The sequence below is a fragment of the Pseudarthrobacter humi genome (assembly GCF_024294965.1).
Classification (GTDB): Bacteria; Actinomycetota; Actinomycetes; order Actinomycetales; family Micrococcaceae; genus Arthrobacter; species Arthrobacter humi.
This window is the reverse complement of record NZ_JANCLV010000006.1, coordinates 161,955-182,191: the sequence shown is the minus strand read 5'-3', so window position 1 is coordinate 182,191 and position 20,237 is coordinate 161,955. Positions and strand designations below refer to the sequence as shown.

The 20,237-nt window shown below is 66.4% G+C and carries 21 protein-coding genes, 6 tRNA genes and 1 riboswitch; of the genes, 16 read left to right on the top strand and 11 right to left on the bottom strand.

Annotated features, from left to right (window positions below):
- Window positions 1-7: 7 nt before the first annotated feature.
- The 9 genes from ribB to NFC73_RS11085 form a co-directional block, all read right to left on the bottom strand.
- Window positions 8-724, bottom strand: a complete 717-nt coding sequence (gene ribB / locus NFC73_RS11125; RefSeq protein WP_254750153.1) for a 3,4-dihydroxy-2-butanone-4-phosphate synthase — start codon at window positions 722-724, stop codon at window positions 8-10.
- A complete protein-coding gene (locus NFC73_RS11120; protein ID WP_254750151.1) occupies window positions 721-1,356 on the bottom strand; it encodes a riboflavin synthase in 636 nt (211 codons plus the stop codon). The genes ribB and NFC73_RS11120 overlap by 4 nt, the downstream gene beginning before the upstream one ends.
- On the bottom strand, window positions 1,356-2,474 hold the full coding sequence (gene ribD / locus NFC73_RS11115; protein WP_254750149.1) for a bifunctional diaminohydroxyphosphoribosylaminopyrimidine deaminase/5-amino-6-(5-phosphoribosylamino)uracil reductase RibD: 1,119 nt from the start codon (window positions 2,472-2,474) through the stop codon (window positions 1,356-1,358). The genes NFC73_RS11120 and ribD overlap by 1 nt, the downstream gene beginning before the upstream one ends.
- A gap of 173 nt (window positions 2,475-2,647) precedes the next feature.
- Window positions 2,648-2,801: riboswitch (FMN riboswitch) on the bottom strand.
- Window positions 2,802-2,841: 40 nt separating this feature from the next.
- A complete protein-coding gene (rpe, locus tag NFC73_RS11110) occupies window positions 2,842-3,522 on the bottom strand; it encodes a ribulose-phosphate 3-epimerase (protein ID WP_254750291.1) in 681 nt (226 codons plus the stop codon).
- A gap of 18 nt (window positions 3,523-3,540) precedes the next feature.
- Complete coding sequence (locus tag NFC73_RS11105; protein WP_254750147.1) at window positions 3,541-5,133, bottom strand: RsmB/NOP family class I SAM-dependent RNA methyltransferase; 1,593 nt, start codon at window positions 5,131-5,133, stop codon at window positions 3,541-3,543.
- Window positions 5,130-6,050: a methionyl-tRNA formyltransferase gene (fmt, locus tag NFC73_RS11100; RefSeq protein WP_254750145.1), complete on the bottom strand. Its 921-nt coding sequence runs from the start codon at window positions 6,048-6,050 to the stop codon at window positions 5,130-5,132. Before fmt ends, NFC73_RS11105 begins: the two co-directional genes overlap by 4 nt.
- Complete coding sequence (gene def / locus NFC73_RS11095; RefSeq protein WP_254750143.1) at window positions 6,047-6,655, bottom strand: peptide deformylase; 609 nt, start codon at window positions 6,653-6,655, stop codon at window positions 6,047-6,049. Before def ends, fmt begins: the two co-directional genes overlap by 4 nt.
- Before the next feature lie 105 nt (window positions 6,656-6,760).
- A complete protein-coding gene (locus NFC73_RS11090) occupies window positions 6,761-7,621 on the bottom strand; it encodes a cytochrome (RefSeq protein ID WP_254750141.1) in 861 nt (286 codons plus the stop codon).
- A 92-nt stretch (window positions 7,622-7,713) separates the two neighbouring features.
- Window positions 7,714-7,785, bottom strand: a tRNA-Val gene (locus NFC73_RS11085).
- A gap of 228 nt (window positions 7,786-8,013) precedes the next feature.
- Between NFC73_RS11085 and NFC73_RS11080 the strand changes: the two genes are divergently transcribed.
- The 6 genes from NFC73_RS11080 (at window position 8,014) to NFC73_RS11055 (ending at window position 8,978) form a co-directional block, all read left to right on the top strand.
- Window positions 8,014-8,086 (top strand) — tRNA-Gly (locus NFC73_RS11080).
- Between the two features lie 47 nt (window positions 8,087-8,133).
- Window positions 8,134-8,204: transfer RNA gene (locus NFC73_RS11075), tRNA-Cys, on the top strand.
- A 39-nt stretch (window positions 8,205-8,243) separates the two neighbouring features.
- A tRNA-Val gene (locus tag NFC73_RS11070) sits at window positions 8,244-8,318 on the top strand.
- A 57-nt stretch (window positions 8,319-8,375) separates the two neighbouring features.
- A tRNA-Gly gene (locus NFC73_RS11065) sits at window positions 8,376-8,448 on the top strand.
- 44 nt (window positions 8,449-8,492) lie between these two features.
- Window positions 8,493-8,564: transfer RNA gene (locus tag NFC73_RS11060), tRNA-Val, on the top strand.
- A gap of 156 nt (window positions 8,565-8,720) precedes the next feature.
- Window positions 8,721-8,978: an antitoxin gene (locus NFC73_RS11055; RefSeq protein WP_248761516.1), complete on the top strand. Its 258-nt coding sequence runs from the start codon at window positions 8,721-8,723 to the stop codon at window positions 8,976-8,978.
- Between the two features lie 113 nt (window positions 8,979-9,091).
- On the opposite strand, the gene zapE is transcribed toward NFC73_RS11055, so the two are convergent.
- Window positions 9,092-10,129: a cell division protein ZapE gene (zapE, locus tag NFC73_RS11050; RefSeq protein ID WP_254750139.1), complete on the bottom strand. Its 1,038-nt coding sequence runs from the start codon at window positions 10,127-10,129 to the stop codon at window positions 9,092-9,094.
- Between the two features lie 214 nt (window positions 10,130-10,343).
- On the opposite strand from zapE, the gene NFC73_RS11045 reads away from it, so the two are divergent.
- Genes NFC73_RS11045 through ybaK form a run of 3 tightly spaced genes read left to right on the top strand, consistent with a single transcriptional unit; the run spans window position 10,344 to window position 12,257 of the window.
- On the top strand, window positions 10,344-11,255 hold the full coding sequence (locus NFC73_RS11045; protein ID WP_254750137.1) for a sulfurtransferase: 912 nt from the start codon (window positions 10,344-10,346) through the stop codon (window positions 11,253-11,255).
- 10 nt (window positions 11,256-11,265) lie between these two features.
- Entirely contained in the window at window positions 11,266-11,727 is a 462-nt protein-coding gene (locus NFC73_RS11040; RefSeq protein ID WP_254750135.1) for a SufE family protein, read from the top strand.
- 32 nt (window positions 11,728-11,759) lie between these two features.
- Window positions 11,760-12,257: a Cys-tRNA(Pro) deacylase gene (ybaK, locus tag NFC73_RS11035; protein ID WP_254750133.1), complete on the top strand. Its 498-nt coding sequence runs from the start codon at window positions 11,760-11,762 to the stop codon at window positions 12,255-12,257.
- On the opposite strand, the gene NFC73_RS11030 is transcribed toward ybaK, so the two are convergent.
- The gene (locus NFC73_RS11030; protein ID WP_141142031.1) at window positions 12,254-13,456 is read right to left on the bottom strand and encodes an alpha/beta hydrolase family protein; all 1,203 of its coding nucleotides are present in this window, start codon (window positions 13,454-13,456) and stop codon (window positions 12,254-12,256) included. The two genes, ybaK and NFC73_RS11030, sit on opposite strands and share 4 nt — an antisense overlap.
- Before the next feature lie 219 nt (window positions 13,457-13,675).
- Between NFC73_RS11030 and NFC73_RS11025 the strand changes: the two genes are divergently transcribed.
- The 7 genes from NFC73_RS11025 (at window position 13,676) to NFC73_RS10995 (ending at window position 20,229) form a co-directional block, all read left to right on the top strand.
- Complete coding sequence (locus NFC73_RS11025; RefSeq protein WP_254750131.1) at window positions 13,676-14,167, top strand: hypothetical protein; 492 nt, start codon at window positions 13,676-13,678, stop codon at window positions 14,165-14,167.
- A gap of 14 nt (window positions 14,168-14,181) precedes the next feature.
- Window positions 14,182-14,691 carry a peptide-methionine (R)-S-oxide reductase MsrB gene (gene msrB, locus NFC73_RS11020; RefSeq protein WP_254750129.1) on the top strand — a complete coding sequence of 170 codons (510 nt, stop codon included), beginning with the start codon at window positions 14,182-14,184 and terminating at the stop codon, window positions 14,689-14,691.
- 153 nt (window positions 14,692-14,844) lie between these two features.
- Window positions 14,845-16,212 carry a DUF6421 family protein gene (locus tag NFC73_RS11015; protein ID WP_254750127.1) on the top strand — a complete coding sequence of 456 codons (1,368 nt, stop codon included), beginning with the start codon at window positions 14,845-14,847 and terminating at the stop codon, window positions 16,210-16,212.
- Entirely contained in the window at window positions 16,209-16,985 is a 777-nt protein-coding gene (locus tag NFC73_RS11010) for an SDR family oxidoreductase (protein ID WP_254750125.1), read from the top strand. The genes NFC73_RS11015 and NFC73_RS11010 overlap by 4 nt, the downstream gene beginning before the upstream one ends.
- Before the next feature lie 59 nt (window positions 16,986-17,044).
- A complete protein-coding gene (locus NFC73_RS11005; protein WP_254750289.1) occupies window positions 17,045-18,157 on the top strand; it encodes a threonine aldolase family protein in 1,113 nt (370 codons plus the stop codon).
- A 61-nt stretch (window positions 18,158-18,218) separates the two neighbouring features.
- Complete coding sequence (locus NFC73_RS11000) at window positions 18,219-18,869, top strand: DUF3000 domain-containing protein (protein WP_058929308.1); 651 nt, start codon at window positions 18,219-18,221, stop codon at window positions 18,867-18,869.
- A gap of 31 nt (window positions 18,870-18,900) precedes the next feature.
- Window positions 18,901-20,229, top strand: a complete 1,329-nt coding sequence (locus NFC73_RS10995; RefSeq protein WP_252600196.1) for an HRDC domain-containing protein — start codon at window positions 18,901-18,903, stop codon at window positions 20,227-20,229.
- Window positions 20,230-20,237: the final 8 nt, after the last annotated feature.

Genomic DNA, 20,237 nt, shown 5'->3' with positions numbered 1-20,237 from the left:
TTCTCCTCTACTCCGCCCGGGCGTCCGGCCCGGTGTCACTGTCGGCGGGTGTCCCGGCTCCCGCTTCAAGGTAAACCACAAGATCCTCGATCGAGATCAAAGGGCACCCGTGTTCAGCGGCGAAAGCCCGCAGCCCGTCGAGCCGCATCATTTCACCGTCGTCGTACACCACCTCGGCGATAACACCCACTGGCTCCAGTCCGGCAAGCCGGCAAAGATCCACGGCCGCTTCAGTGTGGCCCGGGCGTTCCCGCACTCCCCCGTCAACAGCCCGGAGCGGAAAAATATGCCCGGGCCTGGTCACTGCCGCGGGTTCGGCGGCGGGGTCGGCAAGGACGCGGGCCGTAAGGGCCCGGTCCGTGGCGGAGATTCCCGTGCTGACACCCACCGCAGCATCGCAGGAAACGGTGTATGCCGTACCCTTGGCGTCCTCGTTCACGGCAACCATGGGCGGCAGTGCCAGGGCATCGGCGCGCTCCCCGCTCAGGGGGACGCAGATGACGCCGGAGCTGTAGCGGATGGTCCACCCCATGAGGGCAGGGGTGGCATGCTGTGCGGCAAAGATGATGTCGCCTTCGTTTTCGCGGTCCTCGTTGTCCACCACCAGCACGGGCCGGCCGGCGGCCATGGCGCGGATGGCATCTTCCACGGGGTCAAGTCCGAAGGCTGCATTGGGCACCGGGCCGGCGGACGCGGCCGGCTCCAGCCGAACGGCGGCGTTCATCGTTCGCCCCCGGTGGTTGCGCCGGTGCTGAATGCCAGCAGCCGTTCGGTGTATTTGGCGAGCACGTCGACTTCAAGGTTGACCCTGCTGCCGGTTGCCTTGGCGCCCAGGCCGGTCTCTGCCAGTGTGGTGGGGATCAGCCCCACTTCGAACCAGGGCTCCGGCTCCGCGGCTGGGCTGACCGCCGTGACGGTGAGCGAGACGCCGTCGATCGCTATGGAGCCCTTCTCCGCGATGTAGCGGGCAAGGTTGGCCGGCACACCGAACCGGAGGCGTTCCCAGTTGCCGAGCGCCTCGCGCTCCAGCAGCTGCCCGACGCCGTCGACGTGGCCCTGGACGACGTGACCGTCGAGCCGGCCGCCGGCAGGGACGCAGCGCTCAAGGTTCACCGAGTCACCGGCGGCAAGTTCGCCGATGGTGCTGCGGACGAGGGTCTCGCCCATCACATCAACGCTGAACTCCTTGCCCTCGATAGCGGTGGCCGTCAGGCAGACTCCGTTGACGGCAATGGACCCGCCCAGTCCGAGCCCTTCGGTGGTCCCGGGCGCGCGGAGGCGGAGCGTTGCGCTGGCATCGCCGTCCCGCTCCACGGACAGAACCTGTCCCTGTTCGGCAATAATTCCGGTAAACATCAGTAGCCTCCCATGGCTGGTTCCGCGGCAGTGCGGGATAGGTGTGGTTCTAAAGCTTCGGTGGGTGCTGGACGGAGGTGCAGCCTCAGGTCCCGGCCCAGGGTCCGGACGGCACCGCCGTCGGAGGGGTCCCAGTCCCAGTGCCGGGCATCCGCTAGGGTGGTGATTCCGAGCCCGTTGAGGGCGGGAGTTCCGGAACCCAGCAGGGTGGGGGCAAGGTAGACAATGAGTTCATCCACAAGGCCGGCGGCCAGGAATGAACTGAGGATGCGTGAGCCGCCTTCCACCATGACGTGGCGGATTCCTTCCGCGTAGAGGAGCGAGAGCGCCTCCCGCGGATCCCGCGTGGCGAGGTGGAGCACGTTGCCGTCGTCACCGCGGACGGCGGCGTCTGCCGGGATGTCCCGCAGGCCCATCACGGCGCGCAGCGGCTGTTTGCCCGATGTCGCTCCGGACGCGTCGCGGGCTGTCAGCCGGGGGTTATCCACCAACACGGTCTGCGTGCCCACGAGGATGGCGTCGATCCGCCGCCTCAGTCCGTGGTTGTCGGCGAGCGACTCCGGCGAGGAGATCCACTGGCTTGTGCCATCCTCAGCGGCGATCCGGCTGTCCAGTGTCTGGGCGATGTGCAGCGTCACGAACGGGCGATGTGCGGCCACTCCCAGGAACCACTGCCGGTTCAACTCGAACGATTCGCTGGCCGCGAGCCCGCTGCGGACCTGGACGCCCGCGTTCCGGAGGGTGGCTGCGCCGCCCGCCGCAGGGTCATGCGGATCGTCGACGGCGTAGACCACGTCCGTGATTCCGGCACGAATGATCGCCTGGGTGCAGGGCCCGGTGCGGCCTCTGTGGTCACAGGGTTCCAGGGTGATCACCATCGTGCAGCCGCTCAGGTCCAGCCCGGCGGCCTCGGCCTGGGTGATCGCATCGGCTTCAGCGTGGGGTGTGCCGGCGCCGCGGTGGTACCCGGTCACCAGCTGGCGGCCGGCCGCATCGATGACGACGGCGCCCACCAGCGGATTCGCTCCCCGCGGGCCCTGCAGGGCTGCTTTCAGCGCTGCGTCCATGGCGGCGGTTTCGGCGGCGCTGAACGCCGTGACGTTTTCGATCCGGGTCATGGGGCGGCCACCGGTCCGGTGGCTTCGGTTCCCGGAGCATGGGAAATCCTGGCTTCAAAGAGCCATCGCAAGGGGTTCATGTGTGTTGTCGTTCCTTCCCTCTAGAACCGCGATGGCTCCGGGGGTATACGACAGCAGAAGGCCGCAGCGCATAGGGCGCCACAGATACAGCTGTACGTGCTTCTCTCATCCAGACTTTAACTGTCGGTACCGGAATTTCACCAGTTCAACCGTCCGCCGGTTCCTTCCCTGAAGGGGAAAGCACCGGCTCGCGGGTCGCGGACTATCACCGCCGGTTCGGACTTACACCGACCCCGGAGCACGTATTGTGTGTTGCTATTGTGCCATAACCACAGGGTGGCCCAGACTATTCCGCGGACGCAGCACGTAACTTGATACTGCCGGCTTCGCGGAGCCTTCCGATGGCTGCCGCCGGGTCCTCCGCGCCGTAGACAGCCGAACCCGCAACAAAGACGTTGGCACCGGCTTCGGCCGCCCGGAGAATAGTTTCCTCGGTAATGCCACCGTCCACCTGGAGGGCGACATTGATTCCGGAGCCGTCAATGGCTGCCCGGGCCTTGCGGATCTTGGGCAGCGTGAGGTCCAGGAATGCCTGGCCGCCGAAGCCCGGTTCCACGGTCATGATCAGGAGCATGTCCAGTTCCTCGAGCATGTCCAGGTAGGGTTCCACAGCCGTGGCGGGGCGCAGCGCCAAGCCGGCCTTGGAGCCCCGGGCCCGCAGTTCCCGGGCCAGTTTGACCGGTGCAATGGAGGCCTCAGCGTGGAACGTCACGGAGGCCAGGCCGGCGTCGGCGAACCCCGGAGCCCAACGGTCGGCGTCGGAGATCATCAGGTGGGCGTCCAGCGGGACAGGGCTGACCGCCTGGATCCGCTGGACCACGGGCAGCCCGATGGTGAGGTTGGGGACAAAGTGGTTGTCCATCACGTCCACGTGCACGGCGTCAGCGTTGCTGATGCGCTGCAGTTCGGCTTCGAGGTTGACGAAGTCGGCGGACAGGATGCTGGGGTTGATGCAGCACTGCGGCATGGGGGAACCTTTCACGGGTCAGGCTTTCTTCCGGATGAGGGCCAGGAACATGGCATCGGTGCTGTGGATGTGCGGCCAGAGCTGCGCCGTGGAATCGTGGCCTGCGCCCAGGTTCCCCGTCAGGCTCACGCTGTCCAGCACGGCACCGGCATCCAGCAGCTCCAGGTCATCCCGCTTCCGGAGGGCATCGCTGACCACTGCCGTGGTTTCGGCCGGGTGGGGTGAACAGGTGACATAGGCAACCACTCCGCCGGGACGGACGGCCTCCAGCGCCGATTTCAGCAGGGCACGCTGCAGCGGCCCCAGGTCAGCAAGGTCCTTGGGGGTGCGGCGCCAGCGGGACTCCGGCCTGCGGCGCAAGGCACCCAGCCCGCTGCAGGGGACGTCCACCAGGACACGGTCAAAGGACTCCGGCTGCTCAGTGCCGATGTCGCGGCCATCGCCGGTCCGGACGCGCCAGACGTCACGGGGCACGGCGGACAGGGCCTGGCTGACGAGTTTGGCACGGTGCGGGGCCGGTTCATTGGCGAGCAGCGTGGCCCCCTGGGCGTTGGCCAGGGCACCCAGCAGGGCCGCCTTGCCGCCGGGGCCGGCGCACAGGTCCAGCCAGGTTTCGGTCCGGCGTTCTGCACCAGTGCCGTCGGCGGGATCGAGGTCCACTGCCGCCATGGCGCGGGCCACCAGCTGGGAGCCGACGTCCTGGACGCGGGTGCTGCCTTCCCGGATGGAGGCGAGGCGGCCCAGGTCTCCGCCACTGGAGAGCGCCGAGCCTTCAACGAGTTCACCGGGGGTTGCCCCGCCCTCCAGGGCTTCATCCAGGCTGCCCAGGCCGGGCAGGGCCACCAGGTTAACCACCGGAGCTTCGTTATCGGCTTCCAGAAGGTCGTTGATTTCGGCGGCTGACCGTCCATGGGCCACCAGGGACTGGCGCATGGCCCGAACAATCCATTCGGGGTGGGCGTACCGGAGGGACGCGATGGTGGTTTCGTCGCTTTCACCGGCAACGAGGATCTCGAGCCACTCCTCCAGGGTGTGCGCCGTGACTTTCCGCAATACTGCGTTGATCAGGGCGGAGGGGCCAGCACCGATGACGGCGCGGGCCAGGCCAACCGTCTGATCCAGGGCCGCGTGGGCCGGGACGCGCATGGCCAGCAGCTGATGGGTGCCGATCCGCAGGGCATCGAGAATGGCAGGGTCAAGCTGGTCCAGCGGCCGGTCGACGCAGCGGGCCAGGATGGCATCGTACGTGCCCTGGCCGCGCAGGGCGCCATAGCTGAGCTCGGTGGCGAAGCCGGCGTCGCGCTTGTCCAGGCCGTGATGGCGGATGCGGGACGGGAGCACCAGGTTGGCGTAGGCGTCCTCGGCGGCTACCGCGCGCAGGACTTCAAAAGCCACAAGCCGCGCGGGGTCCGCCCGGCGGGTCCGCTGCGCAGGAGCGTTTTCGGTGAAGCTCCGCTGGGAGGGGCGGTTGCGTTCGCGGCCTTGGGCGTTGCGCTGGCTGGAATCCCGCGGCCCGCCCTTGCCCCGACCGCTGTTGCCGCGTCCGCCGCCGCCCCGGGCGCCGCTTCCGCTGCCGCCCGTGCCGCCTGCATTACCGCCGGATTCGCTCATTCGAAGACCACGCTTTCCAGTGTTGCCATGCCACGCGCCCAATCGGCGGCGGCCATCATCTTTTTGCCCGAAGGCTGGATCCTCGTCAGCTCCACGGCGTGGGATCCGGTGCCCACCAGGACGCTCTTACCGTCGAGGAATACCGCGCCGGGCTGCAGGTCAGTGTCACCTGGCCGGAGCCGGACAGGTTCGAGTTTGACGCGCTGTCCGTCCAGGGTGGTCCAGGCGCCGGGCTCGGGAGTTACGCCGCGGGCGCGCCTGCCGATCGCCAGGGCGGGCTGCTTCCAGTCGAGCCGGCCGTCATCGATAGTCAGCTTGGGGGCCAGTGAAACGTCGCCGGCCTGCGGCTGTGCAGCTGCCCTCCCGGCTTCAACGGCGGACAGCGTCTGGGCGAGGAGCACGGCCCCGCTGTGGGACAGCCGCTCCAGCAGCGCTCCGGCGGTGTCCTCCGGGCCAACGCCCTCGGTCAGCGTTCCGAACACCGGGCCGGTGTCCAGACCTTCTTCCAACAGGAAGGTGACTGCACCGGTGACGTCGTCGCCGGCCATCACGGCCCGCTGCACGGGGGCAGCGCCACGCCATGCGGGAAGCAGGGAAAAGTGCAGGTTGATCCAACCATGCGGGGGAACATCAAGTGCGGGGCGCGGAATCAGGCCGCCGTAGGCCACGATGGCGGCAACGTCCGGCTTGGCCGCGGCGATTTTCGCCGTCACGGCCTCGTCCACGCGGGTGGCGTGGATGAGGTCGATTCCCAGCTCCGCGGCGCGGGCTGCAACGGGCGACGGCGTCAGCACCCGTTTGCGCCCTATCGGCGCGTCGGGACGGGTCAGGACCGCAACGATCTCAAAGCCGGCCGCAATCAGTGCATCAAGGGACGGGACGGCCACGGCGGGGGTGCCGGCAAAAAGTACCCTCATGTGGTGGCGCCGCCGCCGAAGCCGCCGCCCCCGGCGCTTGTGCCCCCAAAGCTCGCGCCCCCGAAACTGGACCCGACCGTCTTGGCACGCTTCGTCGTCGTGCGTTCCGTAATGGCGTCATAGTTGGCATTGCGGATGGAACGCAGGGCCGTTTTCCGGTCCTCGCCTTCCAGCCTGTCGGTGTAGAGGATGCCGTCCAGGTGGTCCGTCTCATGCTGGAAACAACGGGCCAGCAGGCCTTCCCCCTCCACCGCGACAGGATTCCCGTTAAGGTCCACGCCGGTGGCGCGGGTGGCGCGGAAGCGGCGGACCGGGAACGCCAGGCCAGGAATGGACAGGCAACCTTCAACCTGGTCCGCCTGGAAGTCCTCGCTGTTGTCCAGGACCGGATTGATGATGTGGCCCTCCACTCCGTCGATCCGGTAGGTGAAGACCCTCTGGCTGACGCCAATCTGCGGAGCTGCGAGGCCGGCGCCGTCGACGTCCTCCATGGTTTCCGTCATGTCCGCAACCAGCTTGGCGAGCTCAGGACCGAATTCCGTCACGGGATCGGCCACTGTACGGAGCACAGGATCACCGATGATGCGGATATTCAGAATGGCCATGTGCTGTCTTTCCTCACGGTGGGCGTTATTGGCGAACCTATCCAGTTTAGGTGCAGGGGCGCCGGCCCCGGGACTGCGGTAAATGCTCCGGGCAGGCGCGCTCCGCTAGGCGCTGCGGACGTGCGCGGACGCGGGCGGAGCCACCGGAAGAAGTGCGGATCCGGCGGCGAGAGTATCGGCGGACAGTTCCCAGACCCGGCGCAGGGCGCAGAACTTCCACCAGTGGTGCTTGAGGACGTCGGGGTTGGCGCGGACCGGACGGACTTCGGTCTCGCCGATGGCCACAGCCAGCAGCAGCGGGTTCTCACCGTACTTCCAGGGCTCCCATTCCCCTGCCACGGCGTCCACGAGGCTCTCCTCGGCCTTCATGCCTGCCACCAGTTGCATAACCACCTTGTCGTCCAGCGGCTTGACGGTGCCGTCCCGCGTGGTGCCCTTGGTCTTGTAATCAATGACGCAGATCCGGCCGTTGATTTTGGCCACGAGGTCCAGCGTCCCGGCGTAGCCCACTGACTTGTTCCAGACGGTAATTTCCGGTGCGATGGGCTCTACGCCGTAGAGGTCCCACCACTCATCGAACCGCAGGGCAAAGCCTTCCTCTCCGTTGGCCGCCAACGCCTCGCGGGTTTCCTTCATGGCGTGCGGCCGGCCCAGGGCGCGGAGCGCAACCTGCTCGCAGTAATTATGGACGCGGTCGCCGCGTTTGGCGGCGTCGTCCCTGTACAGTTCTGCTGCCTTTGAGGCCCGGTTGACGGCCTGCCGGATTTTCGCCGGACTGCCCAGGGAATCGGCCAGCAGCGGATCCTTCGCCAGGCTGCTGGCGCCCATATAACCGAACCAGCCGTCCAGACCGTGCGGCTGCTGGCCGATGACGGTGGTGATGGAGGGAACGGAGAACTGTTCGGAGGTGGACCGCGCATACATGCGGCCGTATTCCGTGGCGTGGGCAAGGAGTGGATCAGTCATACAAAGACTCTTTCACAAGGGGCTGACAGAATGGCGGACACAAAAAAGGTCCGTTTCCGCTCGGCTGAGCGGAAACGGACCAGATTCCTCGGTGGGCGATACTGGGTTCGAACCAGTGACCTCTTCGGTGTGAACGAAGCGCGCTACCACTGCGCCAATCGCCCCGATGCCTTTGAATGCTAGCCGACCGGGCGGGGTTTATGGAAATCGAGCCGGGACCGGGCTCGAATTACACACTTGTAATTATAAAAATCCCCTAGATTGCGGGGATCCAGGGGCATTGCCGCCGTTGAAGCACGTTCGATTTGGAGTTTCCCTGAACCTCCTATAGAGTTCTTACTCGTTGGAACGCGAGGAAATGCCCGAAACGGCACGGATTCAGCGGCCCAAATGCGGACGTAGCTCAGCTGGTAGAGCACCACCTTGCCAAGGTGGATGTCGCGAGTTCGAATCTCGTCGTCCGCTCGCAGGACACTGTCACGGCTAAGATTTTTCGGAATCGGAGCTTACACGGTGGGTTGGCCGAGAGGCGAGGCAGCGGCCTGCAAAGCCGTTCACACGGGTTCGAATCCCGTACCCACCTCGGTGAAAACCATGGATTCCGGTTCACGCCGGACGAAATGGGCGATTGGCGCAGCGGTAGCGCGCTTCCCTGACACGGAAGAGGTCACTGGTTCGATCCCAGTATCGCCCACCAAGCAAGGAAACTTGCTTCATGCAGTACGTCTGGCCGCAGGCCAGGTGTACTTCATACGCGGACGTAGCTCAGCTGGTAGAGCACCACCTTGCCAAGGTGGATGTCGCGAGTTCGAATCTCGTCGTCCGCTCTCTACCCCAGTAATAAATCCGAAATGGCCGGCCTTCCGGTTCCGGGCGATTGGCGCAGCGGTAGCGCGCTTCCCTGACACGGAAGAGGTCACTGGTTCGATCCCAGTATCGCCCACACACAAAGCAGCTCCCCGTGAGCTGCTTTTTTTATTGCCCGGATACGCCGCACGGACTTTACAAAATTTGTCACAGCACCTTGGCACCTCCGGCAGACAGGGCTAGGATCGGTTGCGGAGGAGCGAACTGGCTCCGCGATTGAAGGGAGGTGCTCGTGGGACTGATTGACGATCTTAAGGGCAAGGCTCAGGGTCTCATCCGCGGCAACGAGCAGGCCATCAAGGACGGCATCACGAAAGCCGGCGATTTCGTCGACTCAAAGACTGGCGGCAAGTACGCCGGTCACGTGGACAAAGTCCAGGAGGGCGCTTCCAAGCTCGTTGACAAGAACGACGGAACACCAGGCGTAGCGCCTGCCACCGAGCAGACTCCGCCAGTCAACCCGGTTCCGCCGGTTGACAAGGCTCCGTAACAAGGATTTGGCCAGGGCACTGCCCTTGCACGTCAAGGGGGCGCGGGTCCCGCCGGGAGGCGGCACCCGCGCCTTTGGCGTTTAACTGACGGTCCGGCTTCCCCGGCCGACGCCTAGGATGGCTCGTGGTTCTGGCCCTCGCGGGCGAGTGCAGTCAGGCGGGACACAGCACGGAAGTACTTCTTGGTGTACCCGCCATGCATCATCTCGTCCGTAAAGAGCTTGTCGAAGGGGACGCCGCTGGCCAGGATGGGCACATCCTTGTCGTACAGCCGGTCCGCCAATACAACAAACCGCAGCGCCACGGCCTGTTCGGTGATGGTCTCCACGTTGCGCCACACAACGCCGTCGATGCCGTCGATGAGCTGCCGGTAGCGGCTCGGGTGGACACCGGCCAGGTGGCCTATCAGTGAACTGAATTCGTCCTCTGCCACGGTCTTGCCGTCAAACTCGGCCTTCATCTGTGCGGCGAGCTGGCTGTTCTTCAGGGGTGCCGGGGCGGCGGGCAGCCCACGGTGGCGGAAGTCCTCGCCGTCGATCCTGATGACGTCGAACTGGTCCGCCAGGACCTGGATTTCACGGGCAAAGTCGACGGCGGCAAAGCGTCCGTCGCCCAGCGAACCCGGCAGGGTGTTGGACGTGGCAGCCAGCTTGACGCCGGCGTCGGCCAGTTCACGCATCAAACGGGACATCAGCACGGTGTCACCCGGATCATCCAGCTCGAACTCATCGATGCACACCAGCTTGTAGTGGCTCAGCGCCTCAACAGTTTTGCGGAACGAAAGCGCCCCCACGAGGTTGGTGTATTCCACAAACGTGCCGAAGGCCTTGGGGCCCGGGGCGGCATGCCACAGCGAGGCCAGCAGGTGGGTTTTGCCGACGCCGAATCCTCCGTCGAGGTACATCCCCGCCCTTGTAGCGACTTTTTTGGTGAAGAACTTCTTGAACAGGCCGTCACCGTCGCCGGCTCCAACTCCCCCGGCGAACGCTTCCAGCGCCTTGACCGCCGCCGCCTGGGACGGCTGGTTCGGGTCCGGCCGATAGCTGGCAAAGGAGACCTGGCCGAACCGTGGGGACGGATAGAAACCCTTGAGGAGCTCATCCACCGAAACCGCCGGAGTGCGGGCGGCAAGCTGTTCGATCTGTACCAAGGTGGTCCGTTCTGCTGGTGGGTTGTCCCCAGAAAGAATACCGGCAATGGCCCTGGCCTCCCCCGCGATGGCGCCGGCCAGGGCCAGGGCGTGACGAAGGCCATATTTCCCACTGTTAACAAAGAGGCGGACAGGGCGGTCGGCCGTGGCTAGTGTGGGAGGCAGGTTTTCCTTCTACAGCATCCGCCGTGTGTCTCAGTGAAAGGCCATCACCATGTCCTACGCAGTTGAACAGAACGAGAAGTTCGCCGCCTACGCCAGTCCGGAGCGCCTGGTGTCCACCGAATGGCTCGCAGCCGCCCTCCAAAGCGGCGCCCTTGCGGACGGAAAGCTGGTGGTGGTCGAGTCCGACGAGGACGTCCTCCTTTACGAGACCGGCCATATCCCCGGATCAGTCAAAATTGACTGGCACACGGACCTTAACGATGATGTGACCCGCGATTACGTGAACGGTGAGGCGTTCTCCGCCCTGGCCGCTGCCAAGGGCATCTCCCGCGATTCCACGGTGGTCATCTACGGGGACAAGTCCAACTGGTGGGCCGCCTACGCGCTCTGGGTCTTTACCCTGTTCGGCCACGAGGATGTCCGGCTGCTCGACGGCGGCAGGGACAAGTGGATCGCCGAAGGCCGCGACCTGACCACGGAGCGGACCTCCCCGGCGCCCGGAGACTACCCGGTGGTGGAGCGCAACGACGCCCCCATCCGCGCGTTCAAGGAAGATGTGCTGGCACACTTCGGCAAGCCGCTCATCGACGTCCGCTCCCCCGAGGAATACACCGGCCAACGGACCCACATGCCGGCTTACCCGGAAGAAGGGGCGCTCCGCGGCGGCCACATTCCCACGGCAGCATCCATCCCCTGGGCGCGCGCCGCTGCGCCGGACGGAACGTACCGCAGCCGGGAAGAGCTCGAGGCCCTCTATCTGGGCGAGGCCGGGCTGACCGCAGGCGATGACGTGGTGGCCTACTGCCGCATCGGCGAGCGTTCCAGCCACACCTGGTTCGCGCTCAAGTACCTGCTGGGCTTTGACACTGTCCGGAACTACGACGGCTCCTGGACCGAGTGGGGCAACGCCGTCCGGGTTCCCATCGCCAAGGGCACGGAACGCGGCACGGTCCCGGCGTAAACTGGAACAGATGACTACACATGACCTGCCCGCCGCCTTGGCGGAAATCGTGGATGACTTCCAGGCCCTGACCGAACCAGATCGGCTTCAGCTGCTGCTTGAGTTCTCGCGCGAACTGCCGGAGTTGCCTGACCGGCTGAAGGACCACCCCGAGCTCCTGGAGCAGGTGGTGGAATGCCAGTCGCCGCTGTTCCTGGCCATCGAGACGGAGAAGAACGACGCCGGCCCGGCCGACGCCGTTCGGCTTTACTTCAAGGCGCCACCGGAAGCCCCCACCACGCGGGGTTTCGCCGGTGTGCTCCACGAGGGGCTCGACGGACTCAGCGCGGCCGAAATCCTGGCGGTGCCGGACGACATGCCGGAGCTGCTGGGGCTGACGCGGGCCATTACGCCACTGCGGATGCGCGGCATGACCGCCATGCTGGGACGGATCAAGCGCAAGGTCGCCGCAGCGTCCCGGAACGCGTCCTGATCCACTGATCCCTTGATCGGAATCTGAACGCTTTGGGACGCAAAAGTTCTTCAAAAGGAACGCCGGCCACAGCCGCCCTGGCTGCAGCCGGTGTTCCTTTTGTGCTGCATCCGTATGCCCACGATCCTTCCGCGGCCAGCTACGGCACGGAAGCCGCCGAAGCCCTGGGCATCGCTCCGGAGACGGTCTTCAAGACGCTCATGGTGGAAGTCGAAGGCCGGCTGGCCGTGGGGGTTGTTCCGGTCAGCGGAAACCTTGACCTGAAGGCATTCGCGGCCGCCCTCGGCGCCAAGAAGGCTTCGATGGCAGACCCCGCGGCTGCTGAACGCCGCACGGGCTATGTCCTGGGCGGGATCTCGCCGCTGGGCCAGCGCCAGTCATCACCCACGGTGGTGGACAGCAGCGCCCTTGCCCTCGAAAAGATGCTGGTTTCCGGTGGCAAACGCGGCCTGGACGTTGAGCTTGCACCGTCGGACCTTATCCGGCTGACGTCCGCGGTGACAGCCGCCATCGGCACCCGCACGCCCTAGCGGTTTTGCCCGGGGTTGAGCCGCGGGGCCAACTGGGGCCGGAGCCACGCCTTGATCAGGTTCTCCCAGCGCTCGGGATCGACATTCCATTCCTTCGTGTGCCTGGCGTGGTTGAACGTTTCGAACGTGACCATGTCCGGATTCCGCTCGGCCAAAAGCGCGGATGGTTCATAGGGAACGTACTCGTCATCAACGCTGTGGATGATCAGGGTGGGCGTCCGAACCTCCACGGCGCGCGCCACCCAGTCCATGGCCTTGAGGTCCACGGGTGCGGCCAGTCCGGTGAGCCTGCGGCCCACGGGGTGGCCCAGCATCAGTTGCCCGTAGCGGCCAACGAGGGACGGAATGCGGTTGATCTGCGCATGGTGGGCCAGCACATTGACCCAGTTGATGACGGGCGCGTCCAGGACCATGGCCCGGATCAGGTGACGGTGCGGCGAGAGATCAGCCGTCTGCAGGCAGATGGCACCGCCCATTGACCAGCCGAAGAGGACAATTTCCTCGGCGCCATTGGCCAGGGCAAACTCGATGGCGGCCTCTATGTCACGCCATTCCGTGGATCCCAGGCCGTACCGGCCGTCCTCGGCCGATGGCGCCAACCCGTCATTGCGGTACGAGACCAGCAGGCTGGTGAGCCCCAGTTCGAGGGCGGGGCCTACCGCCCGGAGGGCCTCCTGGCGGGTTGCCCCACGGCCGTGAACCATGATTGCCCAGGTCCGGGACGTCCCGCCGGCCCGGACCAGCCATGCCGGTGCCGTGCCGCCGTCGACCTCAATCAGCACGTCCTCGGCCGCAAAGCCGGCCGTGGCGGGATCCGGGTAAAGCGCACCGCTCCACCATCCGCGGCGGGCCGTATCGAGATCGCCGGCATAGACGGCTTCCACTTCGCGCAGGACCGTGCCGTCCGCCGGCGAATAGGACACGATCCGCCCGATCCGGGCGTGCCCCTTCCCGCCGTCGAAAAACAACCCATAGACGCCCTCCACAGTGGTCTCCGGAGTGGCTGTCAGGATGACCTGGCGGCCGCCCCCTTCCCGGATCACCGCGAGGACTTCCTGGTCCGCCGTCCGCTGCCGGACGGGAGTGATCACACGCCGGGCAAAATAAAGCGCCAGCGCGGAGGAGCCGGTGGCCAGCAGGCCGGCAAGGGCCCCGCCGCCAATGACGCCGCCGAGCGCCCATTTGGCCCGCAGCGACATACGGCCGTCGGCCTGGGTCGGAACTGCCGCCGTCAACGTGGAGGTGCGCGTGGAAGGTGCCATGGAACCATTCTTACTGCCGGAGACGGGTTGACCATATTCCGTCCGGCACGTGGCATCGGAAATCTGCCGGCACCGGGGACGCCGCACGCATGACACCGCGCGCACCGTGCGGCCCAAATGGATGCAGGCGCCGGCGCGCACGACTAGGCTGATGCCATGAACGATCCAATCGTCATCCTGACCGAAGAACCCCTGGGCGCGGACGACCGCGTCAACATAGAACGCCTGGTGGACGGGCAGGACACTCCCCTTGTCCTACTGGTTCCAGGGAACACTGAACGGCATCTGCTGGTAGATTTCCTTGAGAATCTCTCCCTGCTGGACGTTGCTAAGGCGTTCCGCGAACTGACCGCCCACGCCCCGGACCCCACCGTTGAACGGGCCGAGGCCGCAGAGACGCTGGCCGTCTCGCTTGCCGCCCTGGAGGGGCTGGGCGCAGGGGTAACGGGCGAGGTAGTGGACGGCGGGGCCGTCAAAGGCCTCGTTGCCAAGGTCAAGGAACTCGGCGCAGCCCAGGCAGTGGTGATCACCCGTCCGCACGCAGTTGCGGATACGTTCCACACGGACTGGGCCAACAAGGCCCAGGACCAGTTGGGGCTCCCCGTACTCCACCTGTATGCCGGTTCGGGATTTATCGGCGACTCCTGAGCGTTGAGCTGACTATGAGCATCTTTGGTAAGAGCATCTTCGAGAACAAGGCCACGGATTCCGTACCCGGCCCGGCCGCCGACGCCGTCGCTGCGGAACCCGCCTACCGGAAATCCGACGCCGAGTGGCGGCAGGAACTCACCCCGGAGGAATACCGCGTGCTGCGGCAGGCGGGTACGGAGCGCCCCTTCACCGGCGAGTACGTGGACACCCACACGGAGGGTGTCTACCAATGCCGCGCCTGTGGCACCGAGCTCTTCCGGAGCAACGAAAAATTCGACTCACATTGTGGCTGGCCGTCCTTCTGGGCACCGCTCGCCGAAGGCACCGTCCGATACATCCACGACCGGACGCTCGGCATGAAGCGCGTGGAGGTACGGTGCGCGCACTGTGATTCACACCTGGGCCACGTATTTGAGGGCGAGGGCTACGGCACGCCCACGGACCAGCGCTTCTGCATCAACTCGGTGTCCCTGAAACTGGTGCCGCGCAGCGCTGCGAACGAAGAATCCTCGAAGTCCTGAGTCCGCCAGCCGTGGCTCCGCCTACATCTGGCGGAGCCACGAGGCGCCTCGAGCCCGAGAGTATCTTATGCTCAGGCTCGATTTGCGTTAGAGACTCTGGTTGCTTGCTACGCTCGCCGTAGATGCCCAAGCAATGAGAAAGGCAGTCGCACCATGACCGTCACCGTGACCGTGACCCCTCCGAGGATCACCGCCGAAAATCCCGCATGGCTCCGCCTCAGGAACGCCGCCGAATCCCTGCAGGCACTGCAGGTCCAGGACGGGTCCGTGCCTGATGCCGGCCAACACGCCGAGGCCACCCTGCAGGTTGCCGCCATCACGGAGTCGCTTGCCGAACTGGCACCGCTGTTCCCGCACGACGCGGCCTACCTTGACGCCGTCGTCGCTGATTTCCAGGCCTGGGCCACGGCTGGATTCGCCGTCCCGGACTTCCTGGCATCGCTGCTGGCGTTCCAGCCCCAGCTGCAGCGCCAGGACGGCCTGCAGCATGTTGTCATCTTCCCCATGTACACCCAGAACGGAAGCAGCAGCCGGCTGGTGGAGGCCGTGCTGATCGAGGTCATCTGGCCCGATTTTGTGGCCGGCCTTGAGGCCGGGGACTATTCCAACAAGCTCTTTGTGCCCATCCGGTTCCTGGACTTCACCCGCGGCTACAACACCAACTCGGCCGTGCTGTTCCCCGAAACCGTGGCTGTCCGGGCGACACCCACCTTCACGTGGGGCGCGATTTTTGCTGACCGTGAAGCTGCCCGGTTCCGCCGGGTCCTGCGCGCGGCCGCAGACATCACCTCCCTGGACCTGCCCGCGGGCGCCGCGGAACTCCTGGCCGACCAGGAACTGGCCGAGGCCACATTTGTGATGTGGGACCTGATCCATGACCGGACCCACATGCGCGGCGACCTGCCCTTTGACCCGTTCATGATCAAGCAGCGGATGCCCTACTTCCTGTATTCGCTGGAAGAACTGCGCTGCGACCTCACAGCCTTCCGCGAATCCGTCCGGATCGAACAGGACGAAGACGCCGGGCAGGAAGCCCGCCGGCACGCGAAACTGGTGCAGTACGCCATCATCTTCGACCGGATCTTCCGCTTCGCGATCACCGGCAACCGTGTGCGCAACTACGACGGGCTCGGCGGACAGCTGCTCTTCGCCTGGCTGCACCAGCACCACGTCCTGCACTGGACCGACAGCCGGCTCAGCATCGACTGGGACCAGGTGGCGGACGCGGTGATCGCCCTCGGCGCCTCGATCGACGAGCTCTACTGGCGCTCCATTGACCGGCCGAAAATGGCCCATTGGCTTGCCGCGTACCAGCTGATCTCCGCCACACTCACGCCCAACCCCGCATCAGCCTGGGCAAAGGGCCCCGACGCGCTTCCCGTCGCCGGTCCGCCCCGCGGCCTCACCGACCAGGTGCTGGACGACGAATTTCCGCTGTCCATGTTCTACGAAGCCTTGGAGAAGAAAATGCGTCCGGTCATCGAATCCACCGCCGGCATCACCGGAGCGTCCGCGCTGTGAGCGAACCCGGTGCCCCGCACGTTGTACGTGTTCCGGATAATGCCCCCGGGCTGAACGTCCTGGTCACCGGCGGCAGCAGTCCGTCCGGGATCGCGGTGGCCAGGGCGTTGTACCAGGCGGGTTTCCGGGTTTTTACGGTCGGCTCGGACAGGACGCGCATCCACGCTGCTGCGAGGCAGGCGGGCGACGGCGTCACTCCCCTGGTGTGCGACCTTGCGGATCTCGCCGACGTCCAGGCCCTCCGGAAGACCCTGACGGATACCGCCGGGACCGTGGACGGGGTCATCCACCTCGTGGGCGGCTGGCGCGCTGCCAAGGGCATCACGGACCAGAGCGACGCCGACTGGGACTTCCTGGAGCGCGGCGCCATCAGCACGCTCCGGAACGTCTCCCGGGTCTTTTACGCCGATCTGGCCGCCGCCCGAACCGGAAGATTTGCCATGGTGTCCTCCACCGCGGTGGACAAGCCCACGGCGGCGACGGCCAGCTATGTGGCGGCGAAGGCCGCCGCCGAGACCTGGACACTGGCCATGGCGGAGGGCCTGGCCCGCGAGGCCGCGGATGAGGGCACCGACCTGCGCGGCGCCGCCGTCGTCCTGGTGGTGAAATCGCTGGTGGACGCGGAACTCCGGAAGGCGCACCCGGAACGGACCTTTGCCGGCGCCACCGACGTCGAGGACCTGGCCGCCGCCGTCGTCGGACTGTTCAGCCGCCCGGCAGCCGAACTGAACGGCCGGCGCCTGCCCCTGGCCCCTGACCCCAAAATCCCCTGACTTCCTGGACCCTGACCGGCCGGACCCGACCTCCCTAGACTGAGAACGTGAGCAAAGCAATGACAACTACGGCAGATGCTGCCCCCCGGCTCGAAAATCCGTCCGCCCGGCTGCATGACGCGTCCATCCGCGGTTTCGCCTCGGACAACTACTCCGGTGTGCACCCCGAGGTCCTGGCCGCCCTCGCGGCGGCCAACGAAGGGCACCAGGTGTCCTACGGCGAGGACGACTACACGGCACGGCTGCAGGGGCTGATGGAGGATCACTTCGGCGCGGGCATCGAATGTTTCCCGGTGTTCAACGGAACGGGGGCCAACGTGCTGTCCCTGCAGTCGCTGCTCCCGCGCTGGGGTGCTGTGGTGTGCGCTTCGACGGCGCACATCAACATGGACGAAAACGGCGCTCCGGAACGGATCGGCGGTATCAAGCTCCTGCATGTCCCCACCCCGGACGGCAAGCTGACGCCGGAGCTGATTGACCGCGAGGCGTGGGGCTGGGGCGATGAACACCGGGCACAGCCGCTGGCAGTGTCCATCACGCAGACCACCGAGCTGGGCACCTGCTACACCCCGGAGGAGGTCCGGGCCATCGCCGACCATGCCCACACCAAGGGCATGAAACTCCACATGGACGGCGCGCGGCTGGCCAACGCCGCCGCGCACCTGGACGTGCCGCTGCGGGCTTTCACGCGCGACGCCGGCGTGGACATCCTCTCCTTCGGCGGCACCAAGAACGGGCTGCTGTACGGCGAAGTGGTGGTGGCCCTGAACCCCGAAGCCGCCCACGGGCTGAAGTTCCTGCGCAAGATGAACATGCAGCTGGCCTCGAAGATGCGCTTCCTGTCCGCCCAGTTCATCGCCCTGCTGGAAGGCGACCTGTGGCTCCGTTCGGCGTCGCACGCCAACGCCATGGCCGCCCGCCTCCGCGCCGCAGTGGACACGATCGAGGGCGTCGAGCCCACACAGAAGACGGAGTCCAACGGCGTGTTTGCCGTCCTGCCGGCCGGCATAGCTGACCGCCTGCGGGAGTCCTTCCGGTTCTACGACTGGGATGAAGCCGCCCGCGAGGTCCGCTGGATGTGCTCCTTCGACACCAGCGAGGACGACGTCGACGCCTTTGTGGCCGCGATCCGACGGGAACTTGCGGCCCACGCGGGCACGGAAGCCGGATAGCATGGACCGGCCGACGGCGAGCCTGCACTGCCCGCCCCCTGCTGTTGCGTAATCTGCGAAGGTGAACGCACTAGCCCAGGTTCCCCCGGATTTTCTCCACGCCTTGGGAACCCTCCGGAAGGCCCAATGCCGTAGTGAACTGCGCCTGGCGGAGATTCCCGCCCCGGCGCGCCTGGCACCGTTCGCCGTGGCCCTCGGGGCCGAGGTCATGGCGCCCGGACCGGGCAGCGGCACCACACCGGTCCACGGGCCCGCCGCCATGGCTCTGGCGGCGGCCTCCGGCACCGAGGATGACGACGACACCGAGTTGGCCACGGGCCGCTTCATCCTGCTGCACGACCCAGAAGGCTCTGCAGTCTGGGACGGCGAATTCCGGATTGTCACCTACATCCGGGCCCAGCTTGAGCCTGAGATGGGCAACGACGAAATGCTGGGCACCGTCGCCTGGACCTGGCTGGTCGAGGCGCTGGAGAACCACAAGGCCCCCTACCGGGCGGCCGGCGGGACCGCCACGCGCGTCCTGTCGGAGAGCTTTGGAACACTTTCCGACCGGCCCGGATCGATCGACATCGAGCTGCGCGCCTCCTGGACACCGGAGTCCTCGGACGTCACTGCCCACCTGGAGGCGTGGTCAGACATGGTCTGCACGTTCGCCGGCCTCCCCCCTCTGCCCGACGGCGTCACGGCCCTTCCGCGCCGGCGCCGGAACTAGGACTGCCCCTTGTCGGTAAACTGAAGGCATCATGACCCCTCATATTCCGGAAAACACCACGGCCGGCGCTCCGGCTGCTGATACCACTCCCCACATCACGGTGGAAGGCTTCGACAGCCAGGTCCCCGTCGTCATTGACCTCGATGCACCGCGCGACGGCGTGCCGCTGGTTATCGAAACGCAGTCCGGGCTGGAGCGGTGCGCGGCAGCCATCGCCGCCGGAACAGGGCCCGCAGGGGTTGATGCAGAACGGGCCTCAGGATTCCGGTACGGCCAGCGCGCGTTCCTGGTGCAGATCCGGCGCGAAGGCTCCGGTACCTGGCTGATCGACCCTGAACCGTTCGAGAACCTGTCCATCATCAACGATGCGCTCCAGGGCGTGGAATGGATCCTGCATGCAGCCAGCCAGGACCTGCCCTGCCTGCTGGAGCTGGGCATGTGGCCGGACAGGCTCTTTGATACGGAGCTCGCCGCACGGCTGGCCGGCCTGCCACGCGTTGGCCTGGCCGCCGTCATCGAACAGCTGCTCGGGTTTGGCCTGGCGAAGGAACATTCGGCCGCCGACTGGTCCACCCGGCCACTGCCCGAGCCATGGCTGCGCTACGCCGCCCTGGACGTGGAAGTCCTGACCGAGCTGCGCGAAGAACTCATCGAACTGCTGCAGGCCGACGGGAAGCTGGAATACGCCGAGCAGGAATTTGCCGCGATCCTTGCCGCCGGCGTCGCCCCTCCCCGGGTTGACCCCTGGCGTAAGACGTCGGGCCTGCACCAGATCCGCGACCGGCGCCAGCTGGCCGCTGTCCGCGAAATGTGGCTGGAGCGCGATTCCCTGGCGCAGAAGCGCGATGTGGCGCCGGGACGGCTGATCCCTGATTCCGCCCTGGTGTCCGCCGCCAAGGCCATGCCGTCCACCGTTCCCCAACTGCTCGGCACCAAGGGCTTCCACGGCCGTGCCGCACAGCGTGAGGCACCCCGCTGGCTCCGGTGCATCGCCGCTGCCCGCGATCTTGAGGACCTTCCGCCGCTGCACCTGCCCACCAACGCGCCGCCCCCGCCGCGGGTGTGGTCCGATCGGGACCCCGAGGCCGCCGCACGCCTGTCCACCGCCCGTCCGCTCCTGCAGGAGAAGGCGGAGGAACTGAACCTTCCCGTCGAGAACCTGCTGACGCCGGACTATCTGCGCCGTGTGGCCTGGCGTCCGCCGTCGGGCATCACCGAAGAAACAGTGGCCGCCGAGCTGCGTGCCCTCGGTGCCCGCGAATGGCAGATCGGCGTGGTGGCACCGCTTCTCACGGACGCGTTCCTCAACCCGCAACCGCTGCCGGCCAAGGAAACCAAGGCAACCGCAGCCACCGAATAAACGCCCCT

Bases quoted from the DNA above. Each gene is read 5' to 3' on its own strand.
- ribB (WP_254750153.1), bottom strand. From the start codon at position 724: ATGAACGCCGCCGTTCGGCTGGAGCCGGCCGCGTCCGCCGGCCCGGTG.
- NFC73_RS11120 (WP_254750151.1), bottom strand. From the start codon at position 1,356: ATGTTTACCGGAATTATTGCCGAACAGGGACAGGTTCTGTCCGTGGAG.
- ribD (WP_254750149.1), bottom strand. From the start codon at position 2,474: ATGACCCGGATCGAAAACGTCACGGCGTTCAGCGCCGCCGAAACCGCC.
- rpe (WP_254750291.1), bottom strand. From the start codon at position 3,522: ATGCCGCAGTGCTGCATCAACCCCAGCATCCTGTCCGCCGACTTCGTC.
- NFC73_RS11105 (WP_254750147.1), bottom strand. From the start codon at position 5,133: ATGAGCGAATCCGGCGGTAATGCAGGCGGCACGGGCGGCAGCGGAAGC.
- fmt (WP_254750145.1), bottom strand. From the start codon at position 6,050: ATGAGGGTACTTTTTGCCGGCACCCCCGCCGTGGCCGTCCCGTCCCTT.
- def (WP_254750143.1), bottom strand. From the start codon at position 6,655: ATGGCCATTCTGAATATCCGCATCATCGGTGATCCTGTGCTCCGTACA.
- NFC73_RS11090 (WP_254750141.1), bottom strand. From the start codon at position 7,621: ATGACTGATCCACTCCTTGCCCACGCCACGGAATACGGCCGCATGTAT.
- NFC73_RS11045 (WP_254750137.1), top strand. From the start codon at position 10,344: ATGTCCTACGCAGTTGAACAGAACGAGAAGTTCGCCGCCTACGCCAGT.
- NFC73_RS11040 (WP_254750135.1), top strand. From the start codon at position 11,266: ATGACTACACATGACCTGCCCGCCGCCTTGGCGGAAATCGTGGATGAC.
- NFC73_RS11030 (WP_141142031.1), bottom strand. From the start codon at position 13,456: ATGTCGCTGCGGGCCAAATGGGCGCTCGGCGGCGTCATTGGCGGCGGG.
- NFC73_RS11025 (WP_254750131.1), top strand. From the start codon at position 13,676: ATGAACGATCCAATCGTCATCCTGACCGAAGAACCCCTGGGCGCGGAC.
- msrB (WP_254750129.1), top strand. From the start codon at position 14,182: ATGAGCATCTTTGGTAAGAGCATCTTCGAGAACAAGGCCACGGATTCC.
- NFC73_RS11015 (WP_254750127.1), top strand. From the start codon at position 14,845: ATGACCGTCACCGTGACCGTGACCCCTCCGAGGATCACCGCCGAAAAT.
- NFC73_RS11005 (WP_254750289.1), top strand. From the start codon at position 17,045: ATGACAACTACGGCAGATGCTGCCCCCCGGCTCGAAAATCCGTCCGCC.
- NFC73_RS10995 (WP_252600196.1), top strand. From the start codon at position 18,901: ATGACCCCTCATATTCCGGAAAACACCACGGCCGGCGCTCCGGCTGCT.